The organism is Streptomyces fradiae, assembly GCF_041270065.1.
Lineage (GTDB): Bacteria > Actinomycetota > Actinomycetes > Streptomycetales > Streptomycetaceae > Streptomyces.
The window spans coordinates 6,306,335-6,328,857 of the sequence record NZ_CP065958.1; the positions used below are offsets into that span (position 1 = coordinate 6,306,335).

A 22,523-nucleotide genomic window follows, 5' to 3' on the forward strand; every position below is an offset into this window, starting at 1 on the left:
CACCGGCACCACCAGCAACAGATGCGTGAACCGCACGAACGGAAGGAATGACCGATGACCACTCAGGAGAAGACCTTCAGCGACGCGCTCGGCGCGACCACCACCGGACTGCTCAAGTTCGTCGGCGGCGCGTCCGAACTCACCCTCGCCGCCGAGCCCAAGGACAGCGACCACCTCTACCAGGGCAGCTTCTCCGGTCTCGTACCGGAGATCGACACCACCGGCGGCGTCGTCACCGTCCGCTACCCGCGCCGGCTGCACCCCTTCTCCGTCCGCCGGCACAGCGGCAGCCTCACCCTCCACCCCACCGTTGCCTGGGCGATCGAGGTCGACGGCGGCACCGGACGGCTCACCGCCGACCTGTCCGGCCTGGTCCTCACCCGGCTCGACCTCGGCAGCGGCGCCAGCCATGTCTCCGTCTCGCTGCCCCGGCCGCGCGGCACCGTGCGTATCCGGGTCGCCGGCGGCGTCAGCAACGTCAGCCTGCGCCGCCCCCAGGACGTGGCCGCCCGGATCGCCGTCCACGGCGGGGTCTCCCAGCTCACCTTCGACGCCCAGCACCTCGGCGCCGCCGGCGGCGGGGCCACCTTCGCCGGACCGACCTACGAGACCTCCGAGGACCGCTACGACATCGAGGTCCTCGGCGGCGCCAGCGCCCTCACCGTCGACCGGGCCTGACAGCCGTCGACCGGACGGCCTGACGTCCCGTCACCACCCCACCCGTCGAGGGACCTGCCCGAGGGCCGTGAGCGCCCCGGGCTCGTCCCGCTGATCGGAGCAAGGAATGTATTCCAATCTCGCCATCTTCGATTTTCTCGTCTCGCTGATCCTCTTCCCGGTCTGGCTGTTGGCCGCGCTCACCGTCCGGCGGCTCGCCACCCGCCCGGACACGCGGCGGCTGCGCCGCGGGGCCCGGATCGCCGTCCCGTTCCTCCTGCTCGGTTTACTGCTCGCCGCCGGGCGGCTGCTGCTCTTCTCCCAGATGGCCGGCCTCAACTGGGCCCTGGTCGGTGACCGGCGCGTCATCACCACCCTGCTGCTGCTCCTGCCCGGCGTCCTCGTCACCCTGGTGCTCAGCCTGCCGAAGGTGTGGTCGGCGGCCCGCCGCAGCGGCCCCGAGGAGCCCACGGCCCTGGCCGCGCCGCGGATCACCGTCCCGCCGCAACTGGCGGCCTTCGGCGCGGCCGGCGGCTTCTTCGAGAAGTTCCTGCCGCCGGACCGTTCCGCCGCGCTCAACTACCTGGTCTACGGCCTGATCCTGGTGGCCTTCGCCGGCTGGCTGGTGTTCCGCAACCGCCGCCGGGCCGACCGGCTGACCGGCCGGACCACCGCCCCGCAGCGCACCCGCGGCCGGCGCGTCGCGGTCCGCCTCGGCACCACCGTCGTGATCATCGGCGTGCTCGGCGCCCTGGTCACCCTCGAATCGCAGCGCAGCCGCTTCCCCGAGACCTTCTCCATGATGAAGGGCACGATGGACTACGGCGGCGGGACGACGTTCGCCGCCGACCACGAGGGCCACGGCGGACACGCGGCCCACGCAGGCCACGGTTCCACCGCCACCAACGCACTCGGCGCCACGGGCACCACGGGCACGCACGGCACCGGCCACGCGGCCGGCAGCGCCGCCGCCAAGGCCGTCACCGTGGACTCGCTGAAGGGCCCGAAGACCGGCACCCCGGACCGCCGGTTCACCCTCACCGCGCAGGAGGCCAAGCTCAAGCTGGCCTCGGGCCGCACGGTCGACGCCTGGACGTTCAACGGCCAGATCCCCGGCCCCGAACTGCGCATGAAGCAGGGCGAGCTCGTCGAGATCACCCTGGTCAACAAGCTCAAGGACACCCCGGTCAGCACCCACTGGCACGGCCTCGACGTCCCCAACGGCGAGGACGGCGTCGCCGGCGTCACCCAGGACGCCGTGGCCCCGGGCGGCACGTACACCTACCGGTTCCGCGTCAAGGAACGCGGCTCCTTCTGGTACCACTCGCACCAGTCCTCCTCCGAGCAGGTGCAACGCGGCCTCTTCGGCCCGATGATCATCGACCCGGCCGAGCCGACCCGCCCGGTCGACCAGGACGTCACCGTCCAGGCCCACTCCTGGGACACCGACCAGGGCCCCACGCTCGCCCTCGGCACCTCCGACACCCTGGACCGCCGCACCGCCCGCCCCGGGCAGAAGATGCGCCTGCGGCTCGTCAACAGCGACGTCCTGACCAGGACGTTCACCCTGACCGGCGTCCCGTACAAGGTCACCGCGATCGACGGCATGGACATCAACGAACCCGGTGAGCTGACCGGCCGCCGCCTCGTGGTCGCCGGCGCCGGACGCCTCGACGTCGAGTTCACCATGCCGAACACCCCGGTCCGGCTGGCCGCCGAGGACGCCCCGAACGCCGGTATCGCCTTCTCCGCCGACGGCCGGGGCAGTGTCGAACCGCGCTTCGACGGCCCGGAGTTCGACAAGACCTCGTACGGCAAGCCGACGGCCCAGCCGTTCGACGCGAACAGCCGCTTCGACCGCACCTTCGACCTGACTCTCGACGAGTGGCTGGGCTTCTACGACGGCGGCTTCGCGCTCCGCATGACCATCAACGGCAAGGTCTTCCCCGACGCCCCGATGCTCATGGTCAAGGAGGGCGAGACGATCCGCGTCCGCTTCCTCAACCGCGGCCAGGAGGACCACCCGATGCATCTGCACGGGCACCACGTCCTCGTCCTCAGCAAGGACGGCAAGCCGGTGACCGGCAGCCCGATCTGGCAGGACACCGTCCTGGTCCGCCCGGGCGAGGCCTGGGAGATCGCCTTCAAGGCCGACAACCCGGGCATCTGGATGGACCACTGCCACAACTTCACCCACGCCCAGCTCGGCATGGTCATGCACCTCGCGTACGAGAACGTCACCACCCCGTACACGGTCGGCGGCAAGAGCGGCAACCGCCCCGACTAGTACGTCGGCGGGCCGGCACCCCGGTGCCGGCCCCTCCGCGGGCTAGCCGGACCCGAGCGAGCCGGACCCGAGCGAGCTCCGAGGGCGGCCCGGTTTCCTTCCCCTTGAGAGGGAGACGGCTTCCGGCCCTGTGCCGGGGCGCCCTCGGGCCGGGTTCGACAGGACGCGCTCCTCCGGGCGCCCTCGGGAATCCGCCCGGGGCAGGACCGGCTCCCCGGGGGCCGGGGTGCGGCCCGGCCCCCGGCGCCGCGGGAACCTGCGACCCCTGCCCGTCGGCCCGCCCCCTCGAACCGCGGCGCCCGGTACCTCCCCCGGCCGGGCGCCGCGCCCTTTCCTCCTCCTGCTCCTCCTTTGCTTTGGCACGCGAGCGATCCTCGAGCCGTCCCCGAACCGGCGCGGCCAGATTCGGCGGGCGACCGTCCGAGACATCCGCGTCCGCAGGGAGGAACCCATGGCCGCCCCGATCAGACCGCCCGCCACCGGCGAGCGGGTCCAGGAGAGCAGCACCGCCCCCGCCCCCGAGCCCGGCCCGGCGCCGACCCGCCCCGCCCGCCGCTCCGTCCTGCCCGGCCGGCCGCGCTGGTTCACCACCCTCTTCCTCACCGACGTCTGGGAGCGGTTCAGCTTCTACGGGATGACCGCGATCCTCGTCCTATACGCGACGGAGGACACCGCGCGCGGCGGCCTCGGCCTCGCCGCGGGCGACGCCGGCATCCTCTTCGGCGCGTACATGGCGGCCGTCTTCCTGTCCTCCCTGCCGGGTGGCTGGATCGGCGACCGCGTCCTCGGCGCCCAGCGCGCCGTCCTGTACGGCGGGGTCCTCATCGCCCTCGGCCATCTGACGATGGCCGTGCCCGTCACCGGCTCCGTCTACCCCGGACTGCTGTTCGTCGCCTGCGGCACCGGACTGCTCAAGCCCAACATGGCCGGGCTGCTCAGCGCGTTCTACGACCGCGAGGACCGCGCCGGGCGCGACGCCGGCTTCGCTCTCTTCTACATGAGCGTCCAGGTCAGCGCCCTGATCTCGCCGATCGTCGTGGGCCTGCTCGGCGAGGGCGTCAACTGGCACCTCGGCTTCGGTGTCGCCGCCCTCGGCATGGGCGCCGGACTGCTTCAGTACGCCCGCGGCCTGCGGCACTTCGGCGAGGTCGGCCGTAAGCCGGAGCGCGCCGCGACGCCCGCCGAACGCACCCGGGTGCTGCGGGTCGCGCTCGCCGCCGTCGCCGTGGTCGTCCTCGCGTACGGCACCGACATCGCCCTCGGCGCCTTCCGGCTGCCCCATGTCATGATCCTGGTCGGTCTGTTGGCCGTGGCGTCCCCGGCGATCTGCTTCTGGCGGCTGCTGCGCAACCCGGTCCTGACGGCCGTGGAGCGCGTCCGGGTCCGTACGTACATCTGGCTGTTCCTGGTCTCGTCGGTCTTCTGGGCGCTGTTCCTGCAGGCCGGGTCCGCCTTCTCGCTGTTCGCCAAGCACGCCACCGACCGCGAGGTGTTCGGCCGCACCCTGCCCGCCAGCTGGTTCCAGTCGGCGATCCCGTTCTTCGTCCTGGTCCTCGCCCCGGTCTTCGCCTGGCTGTGGACCCGCGCGGGCGACCGGCTCTCGACGGCCACCAAGTACGCCGTAGGCATGGGCGCCGTGGCCGCCGCCTACCTGGTGATGGCCTCCGCCGCCGGCCTCGCCGCGGGCGGCGCCCAGGTCTCGCCGCTGTGGCTCCTCGTCGCCTTCCTGCTGCTCGCCGCCGGCGAGGTCTCCTTCGGCCCGGTCGGCATGAGCGCCTCCACGGCCATCGCCCCGGCGACCTTCGTCAGCCAGATGGTGGGCCTGTTCTGGCTCTCCGGCGCGCTCGGCGGCGGCATCGGCGCCAACGCCCTGAAGGCGTCCGGGGATCAGGTCCCCGGCCCCGGCTTCTTCCTCGGCCTCGCCGCCGCGGCCCTCGTCACGGGCACGATCCTGCTGCTCCTGCGCCGCCCGCTCACCCGCCGCCTCGGCGTCTGAGCACCTCCGCCTTCGGGGCGCCTTCGCCCCCGCTGCGTCGCCTGCCTGGCTGGCGCGGGCGGGGGTTTCGCGCGCTCCCTCTCGGGAGTGGAACGGCGGGGCCAGTGGGACGCAGCACGGCACGGCCGCGGGTGCGGGGGAGGGCGAGTCAGGAAGGTGTGGGTGCTTCCCCGTTCCCCGCGAGACGGAGGTTCGTACCCGTATGACCCCCCACCCCCGCCCGAGGCCCGCGCACCGGCGCCGCCGACCGGGCGCCGCCCGGGCCGCGGCCCTGGTCGCGTTCGGTCTGGCGGCCGCCCTCCTGCTGCCCGGCGCCGCGCTCGCGGCACCCGGCGACCTGGACCCCGACTTCGGCACCGACGGACGGGTCACGACGCCCGTGACCGGCTACGCGGAAGGCCACGACATCGCCCGGCAGCCCGACGGCAAACTGGTCGTCGCCGGCGCGAGCGAGGCCGGCTTCGTCCTCGCCCGCTACGACGACGGCGGCGCCCTCGACCCCACCTTCGCCGGTGACGGCATCGCCACCAGCGACTTCGGCGGCGGCGCCCACTCCGCCAACGGCGTCGCGCTCCAGCCGGACGGCAAGATCGTCGTCGCCGGCACCACCGAGGTCATCGGCGAGGAAGGTGGCGGCTGCTGCTTCTTCTCGGTGGCCCGCTACAACGCCGACGGCTCGCTCGACGCCGGATTCGGCGAAGCCGGGCTCGTCCGGGTCCAGGAGTTCGGCGGCTCCGCCGACGGCGCCGACGTCGCCCTGCTGCCCGACGGCCGGATCGTCGCCGCCGGCAAGGGCGGTGGCGGCGGCTTCGCGCTCGTCCGCCTCACGGAGGACGGCAGCCTCGACCCGAGCCTCGGCGGCGACGGCGCCGTCGTCGCCGGCTTCACCCCGGCCTCGCCGCAGGACGCCGGCGGCATCGCCCGCCGCATGGCCGTACAGCCCGACGGCAAGATCGTGTCCGTCGGCTACGTCGGCAGCACCGCCTTCGACATCGGCCTCGTCCGCTACAACACCGACGGCAGCCTCGACACCGCCTTCAGCGGCGACGGCATGGTGACCGCCGACTTCGGCGGCACCGAGTTCGGCAACGACGTCGCCGTCCAGTCCGACGGCAGGATCGTCGCCGCCGGGTCCGGCGGCGCCGGAGTCGCCCTCGTCCGCTACAACGCCGACGGCACCCCGGACACGGGCTTCGGCACCGCCGGCCGCACCTCGGTCGCCTTCCCCGGCGACGGCGGCTTCGCCAACGCCCTCGCCCTCCAGACCAACGGCAAGATCGTCGTCGCGGGCCGCGCCGACGACCCGAACAGCGCCGAGGCCAACGACTTCGGCGTCGCCCGCTTCTACCCCGACGGCACCCTCGACACCGGCTTCGCGGGCGACGGCTTCGCGGTCACCGGCTTCGGCGACTTCGACGAGGCCCGCGCCGTCCTCGTCCAGCCCGACGGCAAGACCGTCGCGGCCGGTTACGGCGCCGGCTACGCCCTGGCCCTCGCCCGGTACCAGGGCGGCGACGACACCCCGCCGCCCCCGCCGCCGACCCCGCAGGCCGACCTGGCGGTCACCGAGACCGGCCCCGCCACCGTCAGCATCGGCGACCGCGCCACGTACACCGTGACCGTCACCAACGCCGCGAGCTCCACCGCCACGGCCACCGGCGTCACCCTCACCGACACCCTCTCCGGCGCCGGCGTGACCCTGACCTCCGCCAGCGCCTCCCAGGGCAGCTGCACCACCACCGCGACCGCCGCCACCTGCGCCCTCGGCTCGCTCGCCGCCGGCGCGAGCGCCACCGTCACCGTCACGGCCGAGCCCCGCACCACCGGCACCCTCACCCGGACGGCGACCGCGAGCGCCACCCAGCAGGACCCGGCCACCGGCAACAACACCGCCACCGGGACCACGTCGGTCAACAACGCCCGCGGCTGCACCATCGTCGGCACCAGCGGCACGGACACCCTCACCGGCACCTTCGGCAACGACGTGATCTGCGCGCTCGGCGGCAACGACACCGTCCGCGCCGGCTACGGCGCCGACACCGTCCACGGCGGCTACGGCAACGACAACATCGACGGCGGCTTCGGCGACGACACCCTGAACGGCGACCAGGGCAACGACACCCTGACCGGCTACTACGGCAACGACCGCCTCACCACCACCGACGGCGTCTCCGCCAACGACACCGCCAACGGCGGCTATGGCATCGACTCCTGCACCACCGACCCCGGCGACATCCGCATCAGCTGCCCGTAACCCCTCTCGACACCGCGGCCCCCGGTCCTCGCTCCGCGGACCGGGGGCCGCGGCACGTACGCGGTTCCTGGGCTTCAGCCCCGCCCGGCCGACGTCAGCAGCCACCGCCAGCGCGGCAGTTCCGTCACCAGCGTCGTCGCGGCCAGCACCGACACCACGACCGCCGCCCAGACCGGCCACACCAGCCACGCCGACACCACGGCGGCCACCAGCTGGAGCAGCACGAGCAGAATCGTCACCGCGCCCGGCACCGGCACCATCACCTGCGCCTTGTCGCCCGGCGTGGCGAAGACCGTGGGCAGGCCGATCAGCACGACGATCGAGACCACGGCCAACAGCCACGACGTCCCGGCCAGCGCCCACGGCGTCGCCACCCAGGCGACGAGCTCGGTCGCGAACCGGAAGACGGAGGCCCGCCGGTCGTCCGGTCTCCCGTCAGATCTCTCGTACGGTCGGTTCATCAGATCCCCCCGGGGTCGCGGTCCGCAGCGGGAGATCATAAGGCGGCCGGAGCCGAAACGAGTGAGAACGAGTGAGACGGTTCGTGTCGGTGTTGGGCCGAACGGGTGAGTAACGGGAGGATGGGCGCATGAGTAGGTACGAGAGGTACGACGTCACCGACGAGCAGTGGGAGGGCCTGGCGCAGGTGGTGCCCCTGCGCGGTCGGGACGAATGGCCGTCCAGGGTGGACCACCGCACGATCCCCGACCAGTACGGAGCCGCCGAGAACCGCCGCATGGTCGTGCTGCGGGTGCAGGTGTTCGCCGATGCCCGCGAGGTCGCCGAGTACCTCATCGCCCAGATCCCCGTGCTGCTCGATCTCACCAGCGCGGACACCGAGGTCGCCAAGCGCATCCTCGACTTCAGCAGCGGTGTCGTCTTCGGACTCGGCAGCGGCATGCACCGCGTCGACCGCAACGTCTTCCTGCTCGCCCCGGCCGGCACCGAGGTCGAGGGCGCCGCGGACGAGAACGCCGAGGACCTGGAGGCGGGGGCGGTCCCCCGTTCGTAGGAAGGTCGTTCAGCCGTAACGGTTCGGCGTACGGGCGGCTGCGTACGGTCCGGGCATGACCACCACCGGCGGCACCGCCCCCGACCGCACGTACCGCCCGCAGGCCCGGCCGTCCGGGTTCGTCCCCGCGCAGGGCCGCACCCGCGGCCCCGACCGGATCGTGAGGGCCGCCGTCCCGGCCCCTGCCCTCACCCCCGCCCGGCCCTTCGTCACCGAACTGCGGCTCTCCGCCTTCGGACCGCACCGCGGCACCCTGCTGCCGCTCGGCCCCGCCACCCTGCTGCGCGGGCCGAGCGGCAGCGGCAAGACCACCGCCCTGGCCGCCTACGAGGCACTGGCGCGGCTCGCCTCCGGCGCGGGTCTCGCCGAGGCCTTCTCGGACGCCGCGGACCACGTCCCCGAACGCTCCCGGCCCGACCGGCAGGGGCGGCGCGGCTTCCGCATCGGATGCACGGTCGACGGCCCGGCCGGACCCGTCGCCCTCGACCTCGCCGTCCAGGTCGAACCCGCCCTGCGCATCGCCGGCGAACGCCTCACCAGCCGGGGCCGCACCCTCCTCGCCACCGCGCTCCGCGACCCCGGACGCGGCACCGTGCACGCCGAATGGCACACCGCCGGCAGCACGAAGGTCACCCGCGCCCCGCTCCCCGACGACCTCCTCGCCACCGCCCTCCTCCCGCTCCGCGTCGCCGGGCGGACCCCGGGCCAGCGCGATGTCCTCGCCGCCGCCGAACAGGTCGTCGTCGGACTCCGCTCGGTCTTCCCCTGCGACCCGCGACCGCGCCGGATGCGCGAACCCGCACCGATCGGCGCGAGCCCCGGCCGACTGCACGGGGACTGCCGCAACCTCGCCGAAGTGCTGCACCGCACCGCCACCGAATGCCCCCGCCGGCACGCCCGGCTCGCCGCGTTCGCCGCCGCCGGCTGCGCGGGCCCGGTCACCGGTCTCGGTTTACGGGAGTCGGTGGACGGCTCCCTCGTCCAGGCCGTCCTGGAGCGCACCGCCCGCGGGACGGCCCCCGCCACCCCGTTCGGCCGCCTCGGCGACGGCGAACTGCGCTATCTCGCCCTCGGGCTCGTCCTGCTCACCGGGCCCGCGGTGCTCACGGTCGACCCGGTCGACGAGGTCCCGCAGGCCATGCAGACCCTCACCGTGCTCGCCGACGGCCTCGACCGCGGACTCGACGCCCGGCAGGTGCGCGCCCTGCTCGCCCTCGCCGGGGAGATCTGCGGGTCCGGCCATCTGCGCCTCGTGGCGACGGCTTCGGCGACAGCTTCGGGTTCGGCTTCGGAGGCACCGGTGGGGCCGGAGGTGCCGGGGGTGACGGTGGTAGACCTGGGGCGTGACCGAACATGATGTGCCCGGACTGCAGCGCCGCCTCGCGGAGTTCGCCGCCGCCCGCGACTGGCAGCCGTACCACACGCCGAAGAACCTGGCCGCGGCGCTGAGCGTCGAGGCCGCCGAACTCCTGGAGATCTTCCAGTGGTCGACCCCCGAGGAGGCCGCCCGGGTGATGACCGACCCGGACAGCGCGCACCGGGTCCGCGACGAGGTCGCCGACGTCCTCGCCTATCTGCTGCAGTTCTGCGAGGTGTTGGGGATCGATCCGCTGGAGGCCCTCTCGGCCAAGATCGACCGCAACGAACTCCGCTTCCCGCCGCGCCGGGGCCCGTCAGGGCCCGCCGGCGGGACCGATCGTCACTCTTCGGAGTGATCGAGTTTTCCCCAACGAGATTCCTGTCCACAGATTTCCGAATTCCCCTGGTGTTTGGGCTCAGGCCGCCTCACGCTGGGTAATGGAATGAATGAGCGGTAAGTCCGGGGAACGGGGGCGGCGTTGATGGAAGCGGAGAGGTTGATCGCGACGGGGCGGCACGCGCTGGCCGAAAGCCGGGTGGCGCTGGACATCGTGGCGGAGGCCTGGCAGGCCCAGACCCTCGCCCAGGCGATAGGGAGTCATCTCGCGCTCTGCGGGCCGATGGAGCTGCGGAGCGAGGCGCGGGGACTGAGCGAGATAGGGGGCGGACGCGGAGCCGTGGGGCCGCCGCGCGCCGCGCAGCTCACCACCCTCGGGGACGTCCGCGCGGCCCTGACCGCGCTCGGCGCGCTCCTGGGCGAGGTCGGCATCGCCCTGGTCGGCGTGGCCTGCGCCACCGACGAGGAGGGGCTCTACTGGCAGTGCATCGAGGCCATCGACGCGGCCGACGAGGCGGGCGACCGGGTCCGCGCCATGCTCCGCCGCCTCGCCATACGGGAGCGCGAGCGTGAGCGGGACCGCCCGCCCGACCCGGCCCGCGGCCGGGCGGGCCCGGGCCCGCGCTGAGCGCCCCCGGCCGTCAGGCCGGCGTGTCCTCGGGCCGGCCGGCCGAGGACTGGAGGTCGGCGTCGAGTTGGGAGAGGTCGGCGGTCAGCGCCGCCATCAGTTCCTCCATCTGCTGCAGCAGCCCCTTCGGGGCGCCACCCGACGGCCCCTGCGACGGCAGGGGCTGCTCCGGCGCGGCTTCCTGGGACATGGCGGCCTCCTCGGCCCGGGGCCCCTCCCTACGGAGAGGGCCACAAGAGAGCGACGCACCGGCAACCTCCGCCGGCACGCGGGCCGGGCGGTCCGGCTCCGCCCGAGCCAACGACGCCCGCCCGGCCCCGGTCACTGGCCCGGCCGGACGCCGCCCGTCAGGTGGACGGATATTCACCCGACCGTGCCGGCGGAGATCATCCGCTGACGAATCGGTTGACGGGGAGGGGAGGAGGGGGAGGGGAGGAGGGAGGGGGAGGGGCCCCGGCGGGGCCCGGGAGGTACCGTGCTGGTGGGGGCCGCGGTCCGGGCGGTTCCCGAGCTGGGACGACGCTGCTGGGGTGAGCCGATGAGACCCGAACGCACGCTGGCCGCCGCCCTCGCCGAGGGCACGCTCGTCCTCGACGGCGGGCTCTCCAACCAGCTGGAGGCGCAGGGCTGCGACCTGTCCGACGCGCTGTGGTCGGCGCGGCTGCTCGCCGACGCGCCGCAGCAGATCGAGGCGGCGCACGCGGCCTATGTACGGGCCGGGGCCCAGGTGCTCATCACCGCCAGCTACCAGGCCACCTTCGAGGGCTTCGCCCGGCGCGGCCTCGGGCACGCCGAGACGGTGCGGCTGCTCGAACGCAGCGTCGCCCTCGCCCGGGAGGCGGGCGCGCGGACGGACCGTGAGGTGTGGGTGGCGGCCTCCGTCGGGCCGTACGGGGCGATGCTCGCCGACGGCAGCGAGTACCGCGGGCGGTACGGGCTCTCGGTCGCCGAACTGGAGCGCTTCCACCGCCCCCGCGTCGAGGTCCTCGCCGAGGCCGGGGCCGACCTGCTGGCCCTGGAGACGGTGCCGGACGTCGACGAGGCCGAGGCCCTGCTGCGGGCCGCCGGCCGGTGCGGGGTGCCCGTGTGGCTCTCGTACACGGTCAGTGGGGTGCACACCCGGGCCGGGCAGCGCCTGGAGACCGCCTTCGGTCTCGCCGAGGGGCTCGACCAGGTGGTGGCGGTCGGCGTGAACTGCTGCGACCCGGACGACGCCGGGCCCGCCGCGGAGATCGCCGCCGCGGTGACCGGCAAGCCGGTGGTCGTCTACCCCAACAGCGGCGAGCGCTGGGACGCCGGCACCCGCCGCTGGCACGGCGGCGCCACCTTCACCACCGCCACGACCTCCGCCTGGCGCGCCGCCGGCGCCCGCCTCGTCGGCGGCTGCTGCCGGGTCGGCCCCACCGCGATCGCCGCCCTGGCCGCCGAACTCGCGACGGAGCGGTAGCGGGGACAGCGGGGACGGGGACAGCGGGGACGGGGACCCGGCGGGCACGAAATACGTTGTGACGGGGCGGCGCGAAAGGTCATCCTTGAACGCATGTTCCTGACGATCAGCACCACCGGCACCGCCGAGAAACCCGCCACTGACCTGGGCTTTCTACTGCACAAGCATCCCGGGAAGGCGCAGTCCTTCTCGACCTCGCACGGCACCGCGCACGTCCTCTACCCCGAGGCCGGCGCGGAGCGGTGCACGGCCGCGCTGCTGCTCGACGTGGACCCCGTGGCGCTGGTGCGCCGCGGCAAGGGCAAGGGCCGGGGCGGCGCCCCGGACGCGGCACTCGCGCAGTACGTGAACGACCGCCCGTACGCCGCCTCCTCGCTGCTCGCCGTCGCGCTCGCCAAGGTCTTCAAGAGCGCCCTGCACGGCAGCTGCGCCGCCCTGCCGGAGCGGGCCGCCGAACCGCTGCCGCTGCTCATCGAGGTGCCGGCGCTGCCCGCCCGGGGCGGCGCGGAGCTGGTGACCCGGCTGTTCGGGCCGCTCGGCTGGACGCGCGTGACCGCCGAACCGGTCACGCTCGACCCGGAGTTCCCGGCCTGGGGCGACTCCCGCTACGTACGGCTCGTCCTGGAGGGCGAGCTGCGGCTCGCCGACGCCCTCAACCAGCTGTACGTGCTGCTCCCGGTGCTCGACGACGCCAAGCACTACTGGGTCGCGCCGGACGAGGTGGACAAGCTGCTGCGCGCCGGTGACGGCTGGCTCGCCGACCACCCCGACCGCGCCCTCATCACCAGCCGCTATCTGTCCCGCCGTTGGGGTCTGACCCGGGCGGCGACGGAACGTCTGGAGCTGGTCCGGCTCGCCGAGGCGGACGGCCTGGACGTCGAGGACGTCGACAACGCGGTCGACGAGACCACCGACACCGAAGAGAAGCCCGTGCCGCTCGCCGAGCAGCGCCGCGAGGCGATCCTCGGCGCGCTGCGCGCCGCCGACGCCGCCCGCGTGCTCGACCTCGGCTGCGGCCAGGGCCAGCTGGTGCAGGCGCTGCTCAAGGACGTGCGGTTCACCGAGGTCGTCGGAGTGGACGTGTCCGCCCGCGCCCTCTCGGTCGCCGCGCGCCGACTGCGCCTGGAGCGGATGGGCGAGCGGCAGGCCGCCCGCGTGAAGCTGCTCCAGGGCTCCCTCACGTACACCGACAAGCGCCTGACCGGCTACGACGCGGCCGTGCTCAGCGAGGTGATCGAGCACCTCGACCTGCCCCGGCTGCCGGCCCTCGAATACGCGGTGTTCGGCGCCGCCCGGCCCCGCACGGTGGTCGTGACCACCCCGAACGTCGAGTACAACGTGCGCTGGGAGTCGCTGCCCGCCGGGCACGTCCGGCACAGCGACCACCGCTTCGAGTGGAACCGGGCCGAGTTCCGGGAATGGGCGGCGGCGGTGGGGGAGCGGTACGGCTACGAGGTCGCGCTCCTGCCCGTGGGCCCGGACGACCCCGAGGTCGGCCCGCCCACGCAGATGGCCACCTTCACCCGTAACGACAACGACAACACCACTCGCAACGCCGACATCACGAAGGAGGAGGCATGACCGACGACGACACCACCACCAGCACCACCCCGAAGACCGGGCGCGTCCTGCCCGTCACCGATCTCTCCCTCGTGGTCCTGGTCGGAGCGACCGGCTCCGGCAAGTCGACCTTCGCGCGGCGCCACTTCAAGCCGACCGAGATCGTCTCCTCCGACTTCTGCCGCGGGCTCGTCGCCGACGACGAGAACGACCAGAGCGCCAGCAAGGACGCCTTCGACGTCCTCCACTACATCGCCGGGAAGCGGCTCGCCGCCGGACGCCTGACCGTCGTCGACGCCACCAATGTGCAGCGCGAGGCGCGCCGGCAGCTCGTGCAGCTCGCCCGCGAGCACGACGTGCTGCCGATCGCGATCGTCCTCGACCTGCCCGAGGACGTCTGCGCCGCGCGCAACGCGGCCCGCCCCGACCGCGCGGACATGCCCGGACACGTCATCCAGCGGCACCGCCGCGAGCTGCGCCGCTCGCTGAAGGGCCTGGAGCGCGAGGGCTTCCGCAAGGTGCACGTGCTGCGCAGCGTGGCGGAGGTGGACGCGGCCGAGGTCGTCCTGGAGAAGCGGTTCAACGATCTGCGGCACCTCACCGGCCCGTTCGACATCATCGGCGACGTGCACGGCTGCCGCTCCGAGCTGGAGACGCTGCTCGCGAAGCTGGGATACGTGGACGGGCACCACCCGGAGGGCCGGACCGCCGTCTTCGTCGGCGACCTGGTCGACCGCGGCCCCGACAGCCCGGGCGTGCTGCGCCGTGTGATGGGCATGGTGGCGGCCGGGGACGCGCTGTGCGTGCCCGGAAACCACGAGAACAAGCTCGGGCGCTGGCTGCACGGCCGCAAGGTGCAGCAGACGCACGGACTCGCCGAGACGATCGAGCAGCTGGAGCGCGAGCCGGCGGAGTTCCGGGCCGAGGTCGCGGCCTTCGTCGACGGCCTGGTCAGCCACTACGTCCTCGACGGGGGCCGGCTGGTGGTCTGTCACGCCGGTCTGCCGGAGAAGTACCACGGCCGGACCTCGGGGCGGGTGCGCTCGCACGCGCTGTACGGGGACACCACCGGCGAGACCGACGAGTTCGGGCTGCCGGTGCGCTACCCGTGGGCCGAGGACTACCGGGGCCGGGCGACCGTGGTCTACGGCCACACCCCGGTGCCGAACACCTCGTGGATCAACAACACCCTCTGCCTCGACACGGGTGCCGTGTTCGGCGGGAAGATGACCGCGCTGCGCTGGCCGGAGCGCGAGCTCGTCGACGTACCGGCGGAGCGGGTCTGGTACGAGCCGGCCAAGCCGCTCGCGCCCGAGGCGCCCGGCGGGCACCAGGGCCGGCCGCTGGACCTCGCCGACGTGCACGGACGCCGGATCGTGGAGACCCGCCTGATGGGCAATGTCGCCGTTCGGGAGGAGAACGCGGCGGCGGCCCTGGAGGTCATGAGCCGTTTCGCCGTCGACCCGCGGCTGCTCGCCTACCTCCCGCCGACCATGGCGCCGACCGCCACCTCGAAGGTGGACGGCTACCTGGAGCACCCGGCGGAGGCGTTCGCGCAGTACGCGGCCGACGGGGTCGGACGGGTCGTGTGCGAGGAGAAGCACATGGGGTCGCGGGCCGTCGTCCTCGTCTGCAAGGACGCGGCGGTGGCGGCGGAACGATTCGGCGTGGCCGCCGGCGCCGGGGTGACCGGCGTCGTGCACACCCGCACCGGCCGGCCCTTCTTCGACGACCGGGCGACCACCGAGCAGGTGCTCGCGCGGCTGCGGGCGGCGATCGGTGCCGCCGGGCTGTGGGAGGAGCTCGACACCGACTGGCTGCTGCTCGACGGCGAGCTGATGCCGTGGTCCCTGAAGTCGGCCGGTCTGCTCCGCTCGCAGTACGCGGCGGTCGGCGCCGCCTCCCGGGTGGTCTTCCCCGGCGCGCTGGGGGCGCTCGAACAGGCGGCCGCACGCGGGGTGCCGGGCGTGGACGCGCTGCTCGGCCGGCAGCGGGAGCGGGCGGCGGACGCGGCGGCGTTCACCGACGCGTACCGGCGCTACTGCTGGCCGACCGAGGGCCTGGAGGGCGTGCGGTTCGCGCCGTTCCAGGTGCTCGCGGCGCAGGGGCGCTCGCTGGCCGCCGTACCCCACGACGAGCAGCTGGCCTGGCTCGACCTGCTGGTCGAGCACGACCCGACCGGACTGCTCCAGGTCACCCGGCGGCTCGTGGTCGACCCGGCCGACGAGGCCTCCGTACGGGCCGGAGTCGACTGGTGGCTGGAGCTGACCGCGGCCGGCGGCGAGGGCATGGTCGTCAAGCCGCTCGCGGCCGTCGCCACCGGTAAGGACGGGCGGCCGGTGCAGCCGGGCGTCAAGGTCCGCGGCCGGGAGTACCTGCGGATCATCTACGGCCCGGAGTACACCCGTCCGGACAACCTGGAGCGGCTGCGGAACCGGTTCCTCGGCCACAAGCGCTCGCTCGCCCTGCGCGAGTACGCGCTCGGCCTGGAGGCGCTCGACCGGCTGGCCGCAGGGGAGCCGCTGTGGCGGGTCCACGAGGCCGTGTTCGCGGTCCTCGCCCTGGAGTCGGAGCCGGTCGACCCGCGGCTCTGAGCCGACTGAGCGCAGCCGCCGCGGACCCCTTCGTTCCGAAGGGGTCCGCGGCCGGTCACAGGCAGGACACAGGGGGCGCAAGGGGGCGGAAATCAGCGCTCCCTTGCGCCCCTCGTGTCCGCCCCCACCCGCGTTGACGTGATTCTTCGGGTGGGCCTAGCGTTCTTCACCCCACGGAGTGACGCAGCGTCAACAATGTGACTCTGGTTGCTCGTTGATGTGGGAACAAGCACGCGAATGCGCGAAGTCGTGCGGGGGTGTGAGCGACCGTTGAGTCTTTTCGGCCAGGACCGGTCCTTCCTGCACGCCCTCCCCGCGGCCGACCGCCGCGCGCTGCTCGCGGAGGGCGCCCCGCGCACCTACGAACCCGGTGACGTGATGATCCGGGAGCGGGACACCACCGCGTTCGTCCTCGCCCTGCTCTCCGGCTGGTCGGTCGTCTCGGTCGGCACCGAACGCGGCGCCCGGCTGATCCTGGCGCTGCGCGGGGCCGGCGAGGTGGTCGGCGACCTCGCCGCCGTCGACCGCCGGCCGCGCAGCGCCACCGTCACCGCGCTCGGCCGGGTCGAGGCCGTCGCGATCTCCGGCGACCGGTTCCGGCGCTTCCTCGCCGCCCGGCCGCACGCCACCTCGCTGATCATGCGCCAGCTCGCCACCCGACTGCGCAGCGCCGACGTCGAGCGCCGCTCGCTGGCCTCCGAAACCGTCCTCCAGCGGCTCGCCGCCCGGCTCGTGGAACTCGCCGAACGGGCGGGCCGGCGCGCCGAGTCCGGCACCGTACTCGAACTGCCGCTGCCCCAGCACGATCTGGCGGCGGCCATCGGGGCGACCCGCGAAGCCGTGGCCAAGGCGCTGCGGCTGCTGCGCGAGCAAGGGGTCGTCCGCACCGCCCAACGCACCGTGGTCGTCGTCGACATGCCCCTGCTCGTGCTGCTCGCGCAGGGGCGCGCACACCCCGGCGCACATTCGTCGGACAAACAACCCCCGGCTGTGTAAACGGCTACATCGCCCTGGTGCGAAAGCCGCCACGCTGGACCCGTGACCACCACCAAGGCCAGGGCGCGGGGCGGCAAGGGCCCTTGACCTCCGCACGACGGAACCGCCTGAACGACATCAGAGGAGTCCGAGTGACCAGTACGGGAGCCAGCACGGGAGCGGATGTGGGGGCGAGCGCGGGTGCCCTCCACCGGCTCGTCGTCTTCGGGGACGTCGTCGGCTCCGGGCGCCTCGGCATGGACGAGAAACGGCTCGTCCGGGCCGCCATGTATGAGGCCTTCGGAGAGGCGTACGCCTCCGTCGGCGTCGAGCCCGGCACCGTGCACCAGGAGGACCGCGGCGACGGCATCCTCGCCGCGCTCCGCCCGGACGTGCCCCCGGCCCTCATGGTCGGACGCTGGATCGCCACCCTGCACGCCGTCCTGCGCGCGTACAACGCCCTCCACGGCGGCGGGGGAGCGGGCAGCGGCGGTGGGGGCGGCGGTGGGGGCCGGAGGCTGCGGCTGCGGGTCGGCATGAACGCCGGGCTCGTCCTCGACGACGGACGCGGCCTGGTCGGGCGGGCCGTGGACCTGGCCTGCCGGCTGTGCGACAGCGTGCCCGCCCGCCAGGTGATGACGGAGGCCCCGGAGGTCGATCTGCTGATCGTCGTCTCGGACTCGCTCTACCGGAACGTGGTGATCGAGGGCGGCCGTTTCGTCGAGCCGGACCGCTACCGGCGGGCCCCGGTGGTCGCCAAGGAGACCCACGAGGACGCCTGGTTCCACGTGCCCGGCCTGCCCGAGCCGCCCGCCCTGGCCGGCGCCCCGCGCGCCGCCGGGCCGGGGCCGCGGCCGGACGGGTCACCACAGACCGGCGGTGGGCCGTCGCGGGGGGACGGCTCACCGCCCGGCACCGCCGAGCCCAGGCCCAAGGCCCCGGCTGGAAGCAGGACGTTCACGGCGGGGCGCGACATCCAGGTGATCGAGGCCACCACGATCCACGGCCCGATCACCGGCATCCGCAACGAGACGCGGGACGGGACGAGGGACGGGGAGCCGGGCGGGTCCTCGCGCCCGGGGGCTCGCGGCGGGGGCTCGCGCGGGCGAACGGGCGACGACGTGCCGGAGGAGGAGTGGGAGCCGGACTGGGACGACGAGGACCCGGACGCCGACGACTCGTATGCCGGCGTCCCCGAGGAGCGGCGCGAGCACACGTACGGCGAGGGCGACGGCCATCCGGACGGCGGGCGGGAGGAGCGGGCATGAGCGACGACGACCTCGACCACGGCGGCGGTGCGGCGCCCGACGCGGAGCCCAAGGCCGACGAGGCCCAGGGAGGCACCCCTGGGACGCCGTCGACGACCGGCGACGGCCCGTCCGGCGACGCGGCCCGGGAGCCCAACCCCTTCGACCGGGCCGACCGCAGCCCGCTCGGCGGCGCGGGCACCACCGGCGGCGCCGGGACCGCGCGCGCCGCGCGCCGCTCCCTCGGGCAGGGCTCGCCGGGCGACCACCGGACGGCCGCCGGCCGCGATGCCCACGTCCACTACGGCGACCGGTACGAGCTGCTGCTCGGCGACCGTCCGCACTTCGTGCAGGGCGCGGTCCCGGCCGAGACCCTGGACCATCTCGACGACGTGTACTGCGAGACGGACGGCTACCAGCGCATGAAGGACCGGCTGCGCAGCCACCGGGTCCTGGTCCTTTGCGGCGAGCCGGGCAGCGGCCGCACCGCCACCGCCCTCGCGCTGCTCGCCGAGCAGACCGGGCGGCGGGTCCACCGGCTCGACCCCCGGCACGGGGTCGACGAGATCACCGCCGACGCCCTCCACGAGAAGTCCGGCCACCTCCTCGAACACCGCCCCGACGACATCCGTGCCGAGGACGGGCGCCGGCGCGCCCGGGGCGAGCGCGGCGAACCGGCCCCGCGCCCTCCGGTGCGCCTGTCCGAGCTGCACCTCGACCGCTTCGCCGACCTGCTCCGCGGTGTCGACGGCTACGCGGTGGTCGTCCTCGGCAACGGCGACCTGGCCGACCGGCTGCTGCGCGGCCGGTACGGGATGTACTGCGCGCCGCCGCCCGCCGCCGACGTCCTCCACCGCCATCTGCGGCTGCTGCTGCGCGGCGCGCCGGAGGAGGCCACGGCCGAGGCCCGGGCCCTCGCGGTCCGCGCCGACGTCGTCGACGCCCTCGGCCTGGAGGAGCTGCGGCCGCGCGAGGCCGCCCGGCTCGCCGACCACCTCGCCGGACACCGGCGCGGCTCCCTGACCGACGAGCAACTCCTCGCGGAGTGCGCCTCCTTCGTACGGGCCCAGGCCCGCGACTGGTTCGCGGGCGCCGACCGGCCCGGCACCTTGCCCGAGGCCCTGCCGCTGCTCAACGCCGCCGCCTTCCGGATCGCCGTGGCCGTCTTCGACGGCTCCGCCTACAGCATCGCCACCGAGGCCGCCGAGCTCCTCGCCTGGGAGCTCGCCGTCACCCTCGACCCCGAACACCCGGCGGGACGGCGCCTGTTCGGCACCCACGCCGAGCACCGGCCGGTGCTCGCCCGGTCCGTCCTGGAGGACGGCGAGCTCGACCTCGGCCGGGCCAAGGTGCCGGTCCGCGCCGTCCGCTTCCAGGGCACGGCGCTCGCCACCGCCGTCCTCGCCGAGGTCTGGCACGGGTACCACAACGTGCGCGGACCGGTCGCCCGCTGGCTGCGCGGCCTCTGCGACGACCCCCGCCCCGAGGTGTGGGTACGGGCCTCCATCGCGGCCGGGGTGCTCTGCTCCTGGGACTGGATCCACGGCTACCACGAGCTGGTCGCGCCGCTCGCCGGCACCGACGACCCGGTGGCCCGGATGGCGGCGGCGACCGCCCTCGCCGAGGCGGCCCGCGACCCCGAGGTGCGGCCCGCCGTCGCCGCCACCCTCAAGGACTGGGCCGCCTCGGACGACCCGCAGCTGCGCGACACCGCGCTGCTCACCCACGGCTACGAGTACGCGGCCGGCGGCCTGCGCCGCTCGCTCGACGCTGTCGCCCGCGTCGTCCGCGAGCAGGAGCCGACCGACTTCGACGTCCTTGTGCCCGCCTCGTTCAGCGTCACCCGGCTGCTCGCCTCCGGCGACCCCGAGCCGGTCCTTCGCCGGATGCGGCGCTGGCTCACCGACGGGCGGCAGAACCTGGCCAACCTGGTGCACCTGACCGTGATCCGCAGCCTCACCACCCGCACCACCTATCTGTGGGGCCTGCGGGACGTCCCCGAACTCGACGAGCACGCCGCCCGGCCCCTGATGGTCGCGCTGCTCGCGACCCGGCCCGACCTCGCCCCGGTGCTCGGCGGGCTGCTGCGGCACAGCCTCGTCACCGCGCGGGCCGGCGAGGCCGCCCTCGACGGCCTGGGCAGCCTGCTGCGCCGCGCCGCCAAGGACCCCACCGCCCTCGACCTCGTCTGCGGGCTGCTGCCCCTGATCTCCGTCGAGCGCCGCGACCGGGACCGGCTCCGCGGGCTTCTCAACGACCTGGTACGGGACCGGGACCGGCCCCTGGACAAGAGCGCGGCGCGTCGCATGTGGGACGCCGTCGCGGAAGGAGCGCACCGATGAACGGGCCGCACGAGGAGGGGCAGGTCCGCCGCGAGCCGGACGGCCTGCGCGAGCGCCGCGAGCGGCGGGCGGACCCCGCCCAGGAGCGGAAGTCGCCGGGCCCCGCGGCGGGCGGAGCCGAGGCCGGGGACGGCGCGGGCACCGGGCCGCTCGGACCGCTGCTGCGCGAGAGCGCGCCCCCGTACCGCCGCACCAGCGGACAGATCGCGGCGGTCCTGCTCTACCGCAACGGCGGGCACCGGATCGTGTGGCCGGACCGGACGGACGACGTCGACAAGCCGCTGCTCCGCCCCCCGTACACCGTCTTCGAGGTGCAACTGGGCCGCAACATCACCGAGTTCGCGCTGCGGTTGCCCGCCGCCGGCGACGGCTCCTGGTTCGACGTCCGGGTCCGGATCCAGTGGACGGTCGAGGACCCCTACCTCGTGGTCCGCGAACAGGCGTGGAACGTGGCCGAGCTGCTGCACGACGACCTGCTCGACGGGCTGCGCTCGCTGTCCCGCCGCTTCCGGCTCACCGAGGCCCAGCGCGCCGACGAGGCCGTCCGGGACGAACTGGCCTCCGGCCGGCTCGTCATCGGCCGGGACATCGGACTGCGCACCCAGGTCTACGTCTTCTTCGACCTGGCCGAGCAGACCAGGATCGAGGTGGCCCGGGGCGACCAGGCCGGGGTCGCCAGCGGCTCCGACGCCCGGGTCGCCGAGCGCGAACTGCGCCAGGAGGCGTGGGACCGCAAGCGGATCGAGGCCCGCGCCGAGGCGCTGATGGCCGTCTTCCGGAGCGGCGACCTGGCCCAGATCGCCCACCACATGGCGAGCAACCCCGATCGGGAGTGGGAGATCCGCACCCAGCTCCAGCGCGAGAAGCGCGAGGGCCAGGCCGACCTGCTCACCGTCTTCACCAAGCTCCTCGACGCGGGCGTGCTCGAACGCCACGAGATCGACGAGCAGGCCTTCCAGGTCCTGCAGCATCTGCGCGGCTCCACCGGCGCCATCCTCGGCGGCGTCGCCTCCCAGGTCCTGGACGGCGACCGGGGCTCCGGCCGGCGCGCCCTGGAGCCCGCCCGGCCCGAGCCCGCCGCGCCCCACTGGGACGACGAGCCCGCACCGGAGGCGGCGCCCCAGGACCGGCGGATCTACGAACCGACCGACGTCCGGCCCGCGTCCGCGTCCGGGCCCGATCCGTACGACGACCCGTACGACGCCCGCGACCGCCACGACGCTCCCCGCTCCCAGCCGAGCGACGCGTTCGACGACTGGGACGACGAATGAGCACCCCGACCGGGGGCACCGCCCCCAGGCCCGTGCCCGCACCCACGCCTGCTCCGGCCCGGGCGGCCCGTCCCGCCGAGGCGCCCGAGCCCGGCGAACTGCGGCGGATGGCCGAGCAGTTGCTCACCACCGTGCGCGAGGACATCGGACGCGCCGACACCAAGGCGGCGATCCTGCTGTCCGGCGCGCTCGCCTTCCTCGCGATCGTCTTCTCCCGCGACCACGGCCCGCTGCCCGGCGGCGCCGGCCGCGTCCTGCTCGTCGCCGCCGGAGCGCTGTGGACCGCCGGCGTGCTGATGCTCGTCTCCGTCGTGCTGCCCCGCACCCGGCCCGGCGCCGAACGCACCCTGCTCCGCACGCTCGTCTCCGGCACCTCGGCGGACGCCCTGCGCACCCGCCTGGAGGCCGCAGGACCGGACGCCACCGGCTGGCTTCTGGACCAGGCGAGCGTCCACGGCCTCGTCCTCGCCGCCAAGTACCGATGGCTGCGGCTGGGCGTCGCCGCCCTCGTGCTCGGCGCCCTCCTGGCCCTCCTCAGCGAACTGTGGTGACACGCC

At 74.5% G+C, this 22,523-nt stretch carries 18 protein-coding genes; 16 read left to right on the plus strand and 2 right to left on the minus strand.

The features are described from left to right. Nucleotides 1-54: 54 nt before the first annotated feature. The 4 genes from JAO84_RS28640 (at nucleotide 55) to JAO84_RS28655 (ending at nucleotide 7,194) form a co-directional block, all read left to right on the plus strand. Nucleotides 55-678 (plus strand): hypothetical protein, encoded by a 624-nt coding sequence (locus JAO84_RS28640; RefSeq protein ID WP_265868718.1) that lies wholly within the window; start codon nucleotides 55-57, stop codon nucleotides 676-678. A gap of 106 nt (nucleotides 679-784) precedes the next feature. Continuing rightward, nucleotides 785-2,944 (plus strand): multicopper oxidase family protein, encoded by a 2,160-nt coding sequence (locus tag JAO84_RS28645; protein ID WP_370415407.1) that lies wholly within the window; start codon nucleotides 785-787, stop codon nucleotides 2,942-2,944. Nucleotides 2,945-3,395: 451 nt separating this feature from the next. Further along, nucleotides 3,396-4,940 carry a peptide MFS transporter gene (locus tag JAO84_RS28650; RefSeq protein ID WP_370415408.1) on the plus strand — a complete coding sequence of 515 codons (1,545 nt, stop codon included), beginning with the start codon at nucleotides 3,396-3,398 and terminating at the stop codon, nucleotides 4,938-4,940. Between the two features lie 202 nt (nucleotides 4,941-5,142). Beyond that, the gene (locus JAO84_RS28655; protein ID WP_370415409.1) at nucleotides 5,143-7,194 is read left to right on the plus strand and encodes a calcium-binding protein; all 2,052 of its coding nucleotides are present in this window, start codon (nucleotides 5,143-5,145) and stop codon (nucleotides 7,192-7,194) included. Between the two features lie 74 nt (nucleotides 7,195-7,268). Here the strand turns inward: JAO84_RS28655 and JAO84_RS28660 are convergent, their stop codons facing one another. Continuing rightward, on the minus strand, nucleotides 7,269-7,655 hold the full coding sequence (locus JAO84_RS28660) for a hypothetical protein (RefSeq protein WP_370415410.1): 387 nt from the start codon (nucleotides 7,653-7,655) through the stop codon (nucleotides 7,269-7,271). 128 nt (nucleotides 7,656-7,783) lie between these two features. On the opposite strand from JAO84_RS28660, the gene JAO84_RS28665 reads away from it, so the two are divergent. From JAO84_RS28665 to JAO84_RS28680, 4 genes are all read left to right on the plus strand, one after another. Beyond that, complete coding sequence (locus JAO84_RS28665; protein WP_370415411.1) at nucleotides 7,784-8,206, plus strand: cell division protein SepF; 423 nt, start codon at nucleotides 7,784-7,786, stop codon at nucleotides 8,204-8,206. 55 nt (nucleotides 8,207-8,261) lie between these two features. Continuing rightward, nucleotides 8,262-9,563 carry an ATP-binding protein gene (locus JAO84_RS28670; protein ID WP_370415412.1) on the plus strand — a complete coding sequence of 434 codons (1,302 nt, stop codon included), beginning with the start codon at nucleotides 8,262-8,264 and terminating at the stop codon, nucleotides 9,561-9,563. Then, nucleotides 9,550-9,921, plus strand: a complete 372-nt coding sequence (locus tag JAO84_RS28675; RefSeq protein ID WP_265868710.1) for a nucleotide pyrophosphohydrolase — start codon at nucleotides 9,550-9,552, stop codon at nucleotides 9,919-9,921. Before JAO84_RS28670 ends, JAO84_RS28675 begins: the two co-directional genes overlap by 14 nt. 126 nt (nucleotides 9,922-10,047) lie before the next feature. After that, nucleotides 10,048-10,530, plus strand: a complete 483-nt coding sequence (locus tag JAO84_RS28680; RefSeq protein WP_370415413.1) for a DUF6099 family protein — start codon at nucleotides 10,048-10,050, stop codon at nucleotides 10,528-10,530. 13 nt (nucleotides 10,531-10,543) lie between these two features. Here the strand turns inward: JAO84_RS28680 and JAO84_RS28685 are convergent, their stop codons facing one another. After that, nucleotides 10,544-10,720, minus strand: a complete 177-nt coding sequence (locus JAO84_RS28685) for a hypothetical protein (protein WP_265868708.1) — start codon at nucleotides 10,718-10,720, stop codon at nucleotides 10,544-10,546. 348 nt (nucleotides 10,721-11,068) lie between these two features. On the opposite strand from JAO84_RS28685, the gene mmuM reads away from it, so the two are divergent. From mmuM to JAO84_RS28725, 8 genes are all read left to right on the plus strand, one after another. After that, a complete protein-coding gene (gene mmuM, locus JAO84_RS28690) occupies nucleotides 11,069-11,977 on the plus strand; it encodes a homocysteine S-methyltransferase (RefSeq protein ID WP_370415414.1) in 909 nt (302 codons plus the stop codon). Between the two features lie 93 nt (nucleotides 11,978-12,070). Continuing rightward, a complete protein-coding gene (locus tag JAO84_RS28695) occupies nucleotides 12,071-13,558 on the plus strand; it encodes a 3' terminal RNA ribose 2'-O-methyltransferase Hen1 (RefSeq protein ID WP_370415415.1) in 1,488 nt (495 codons plus the stop codon). Then, nucleotides 13,555-16,131, plus strand: a complete 2,577-nt coding sequence (locus JAO84_RS28700; RefSeq protein ID WP_370415416.1) for a polynucleotide kinase-phosphatase — start codon at nucleotides 13,555-13,557, stop codon at nucleotides 16,129-16,131. Before JAO84_RS28695 ends, JAO84_RS28700 begins: the two co-directional genes overlap by 4 nt. Nucleotides 16,132-16,401: 270 nt before the next feature. Beyond that, nucleotides 16,402-17,127, plus strand: a complete 726-nt coding sequence (locus JAO84_RS28705) for a Crp/Fnr family transcriptional regulator (protein ID WP_370415417.1) — start codon at nucleotides 16,402-16,404, stop codon at nucleotides 17,125-17,127. Between the two features lie 131 nt (nucleotides 17,128-17,258). Continuing rightward, entirely contained in the window at nucleotides 17,259-18,374 is a 1,116-nt protein-coding gene (locus JAO84_RS28710) for a hypothetical protein (RefSeq protein WP_370415418.1), read from the plus strand. Beyond that, nucleotides 18,371-20,695 (plus strand): hypothetical protein, encoded by a 2,325-nt coding sequence (locus JAO84_RS28715; protein ID WP_370415419.1) that lies wholly within the window; start codon nucleotides 18,371-18,373, stop codon nucleotides 20,693-20,695. Before JAO84_RS28710 ends, JAO84_RS28715 begins: the two co-directional genes overlap by 4 nt. After that, the gene (locus JAO84_RS28720) at nucleotides 20,692-21,966 is read left to right on the plus strand and encodes a hypothetical protein (RefSeq protein ID WP_370415420.1); all 1,275 of its coding nucleotides are present in this window, start codon (nucleotides 20,692-20,694) and stop codon (nucleotides 21,964-21,966) included. The genes JAO84_RS28715 and JAO84_RS28720 overlap by 4 nt, the downstream gene beginning before the upstream one ends. Beyond that, complete coding sequence (locus JAO84_RS28725; protein ID WP_370415421.1) at nucleotides 21,963-22,517, plus strand: Pycsar system effector family protein; 555 nt, start codon at nucleotides 21,963-21,965, stop codon at nucleotides 22,515-22,517. The genes JAO84_RS28720 and JAO84_RS28725 overlap by 4 nt, the downstream gene beginning before the upstream one ends. Nucleotides 22,518-22,523: the final 6 nt, after the last annotated feature.

Bases quoted from the DNA above. Each gene is read 5' to 3' on its own strand.
- JAO84_RS28715 (WP_370415419.1), top strand. From the start codon at position 18,371: ATGAGCGACGACGACCTCGACCACGGCGGCGGTGCGGCGCCCGACGCG.
- JAO84_RS28685 (WP_265868708.1), bottom strand. From the start codon at position 10,720: ATGTCCCAGGAAGCCGCGCCGGAGCAGCCCCTGCCGTCGCAGGGGCCG.
- JAO84_RS28645 (WP_370415407.1), top strand. From the start codon at position 785: ATGTATTCCAATCTCGCCATCTTCGATTTTCTCGTCTCGCTGATCCTC.
- JAO84_RS28665 (WP_370415411.1), top strand. From the start codon at position 7,784: ATGAGTAGGTACGAGAGGTACGACGTCACCGACGAGCAGTGGGAGGGC.
- JAO84_RS28725 (WP_370415421.1), top strand. From the start codon at position 21,963: ATGAGCACCCCGACCGGGGGCACCGCCCCCAGGCCCGTGCCCGCACCC.
- JAO84_RS28720 (WP_370415420.1), top strand. From the start codon at position 20,692: ATGAACGGGCCGCACGAGGAGGGGCAGGTCCGCCGCGAGCCGGACGGC.
- JAO84_RS28660 (WP_370415410.1), bottom strand. From the start codon at position 7,655: ATGAACCGACCGTACGAGAGATCTGACGGGAGACCGGACGACCGGCGG.
- JAO84_RS28680 (WP_370415413.1), top strand. From the start codon at position 10,048: ATGGAAGCGGAGAGGTTGATCGCGACGGGGCGGCACGCGCTGGCCGAA.
- JAO84_RS28655 (WP_370415409.1), top strand. From the start codon at position 5,143: ATGACCCCCCACCCCCGCCCGAGGCCCGCGCACCGGCGCCGCCGACCG.
- JAO84_RS28670 (WP_370415412.1), top strand. From the start codon at position 8,262: ATGACCACCACCGGCGGCACCGCCCCCGACCGCACGTACCGCCCGCAG.
- JAO84_RS28695 (WP_370415415.1), top strand. From the start codon at position 12,071: ATGTTCCTGACGATCAGCACCACCGGCACCGCCGAGAAACCCGCCACT.
- JAO84_RS28640 (WP_265868718.1), top strand. From the start codon at position 55: ATGACCACTCAGGAGAAGACCTTCAGCGACGCGCTCGGCGCGACCACC.
- mmuM (WP_370415414.1), top strand. From the start codon at position 11,069: ATGAGACCCGAACGCACGCTGGCCGCCGCCCTCGCCGAGGGCACGCTC.
- JAO84_RS28700 (WP_370415416.1), top strand. From the start codon at position 13,555: ATGACCGACGACGACACCACCACCAGCACCACCCCGAAGACCGGGCGC.
- JAO84_RS28650 (WP_370415408.1), top strand. From the start codon at position 3,396: ATGGCCGCCCCGATCAGACCGCCCGCCACCGGCGAGCGGGTCCAGGAG.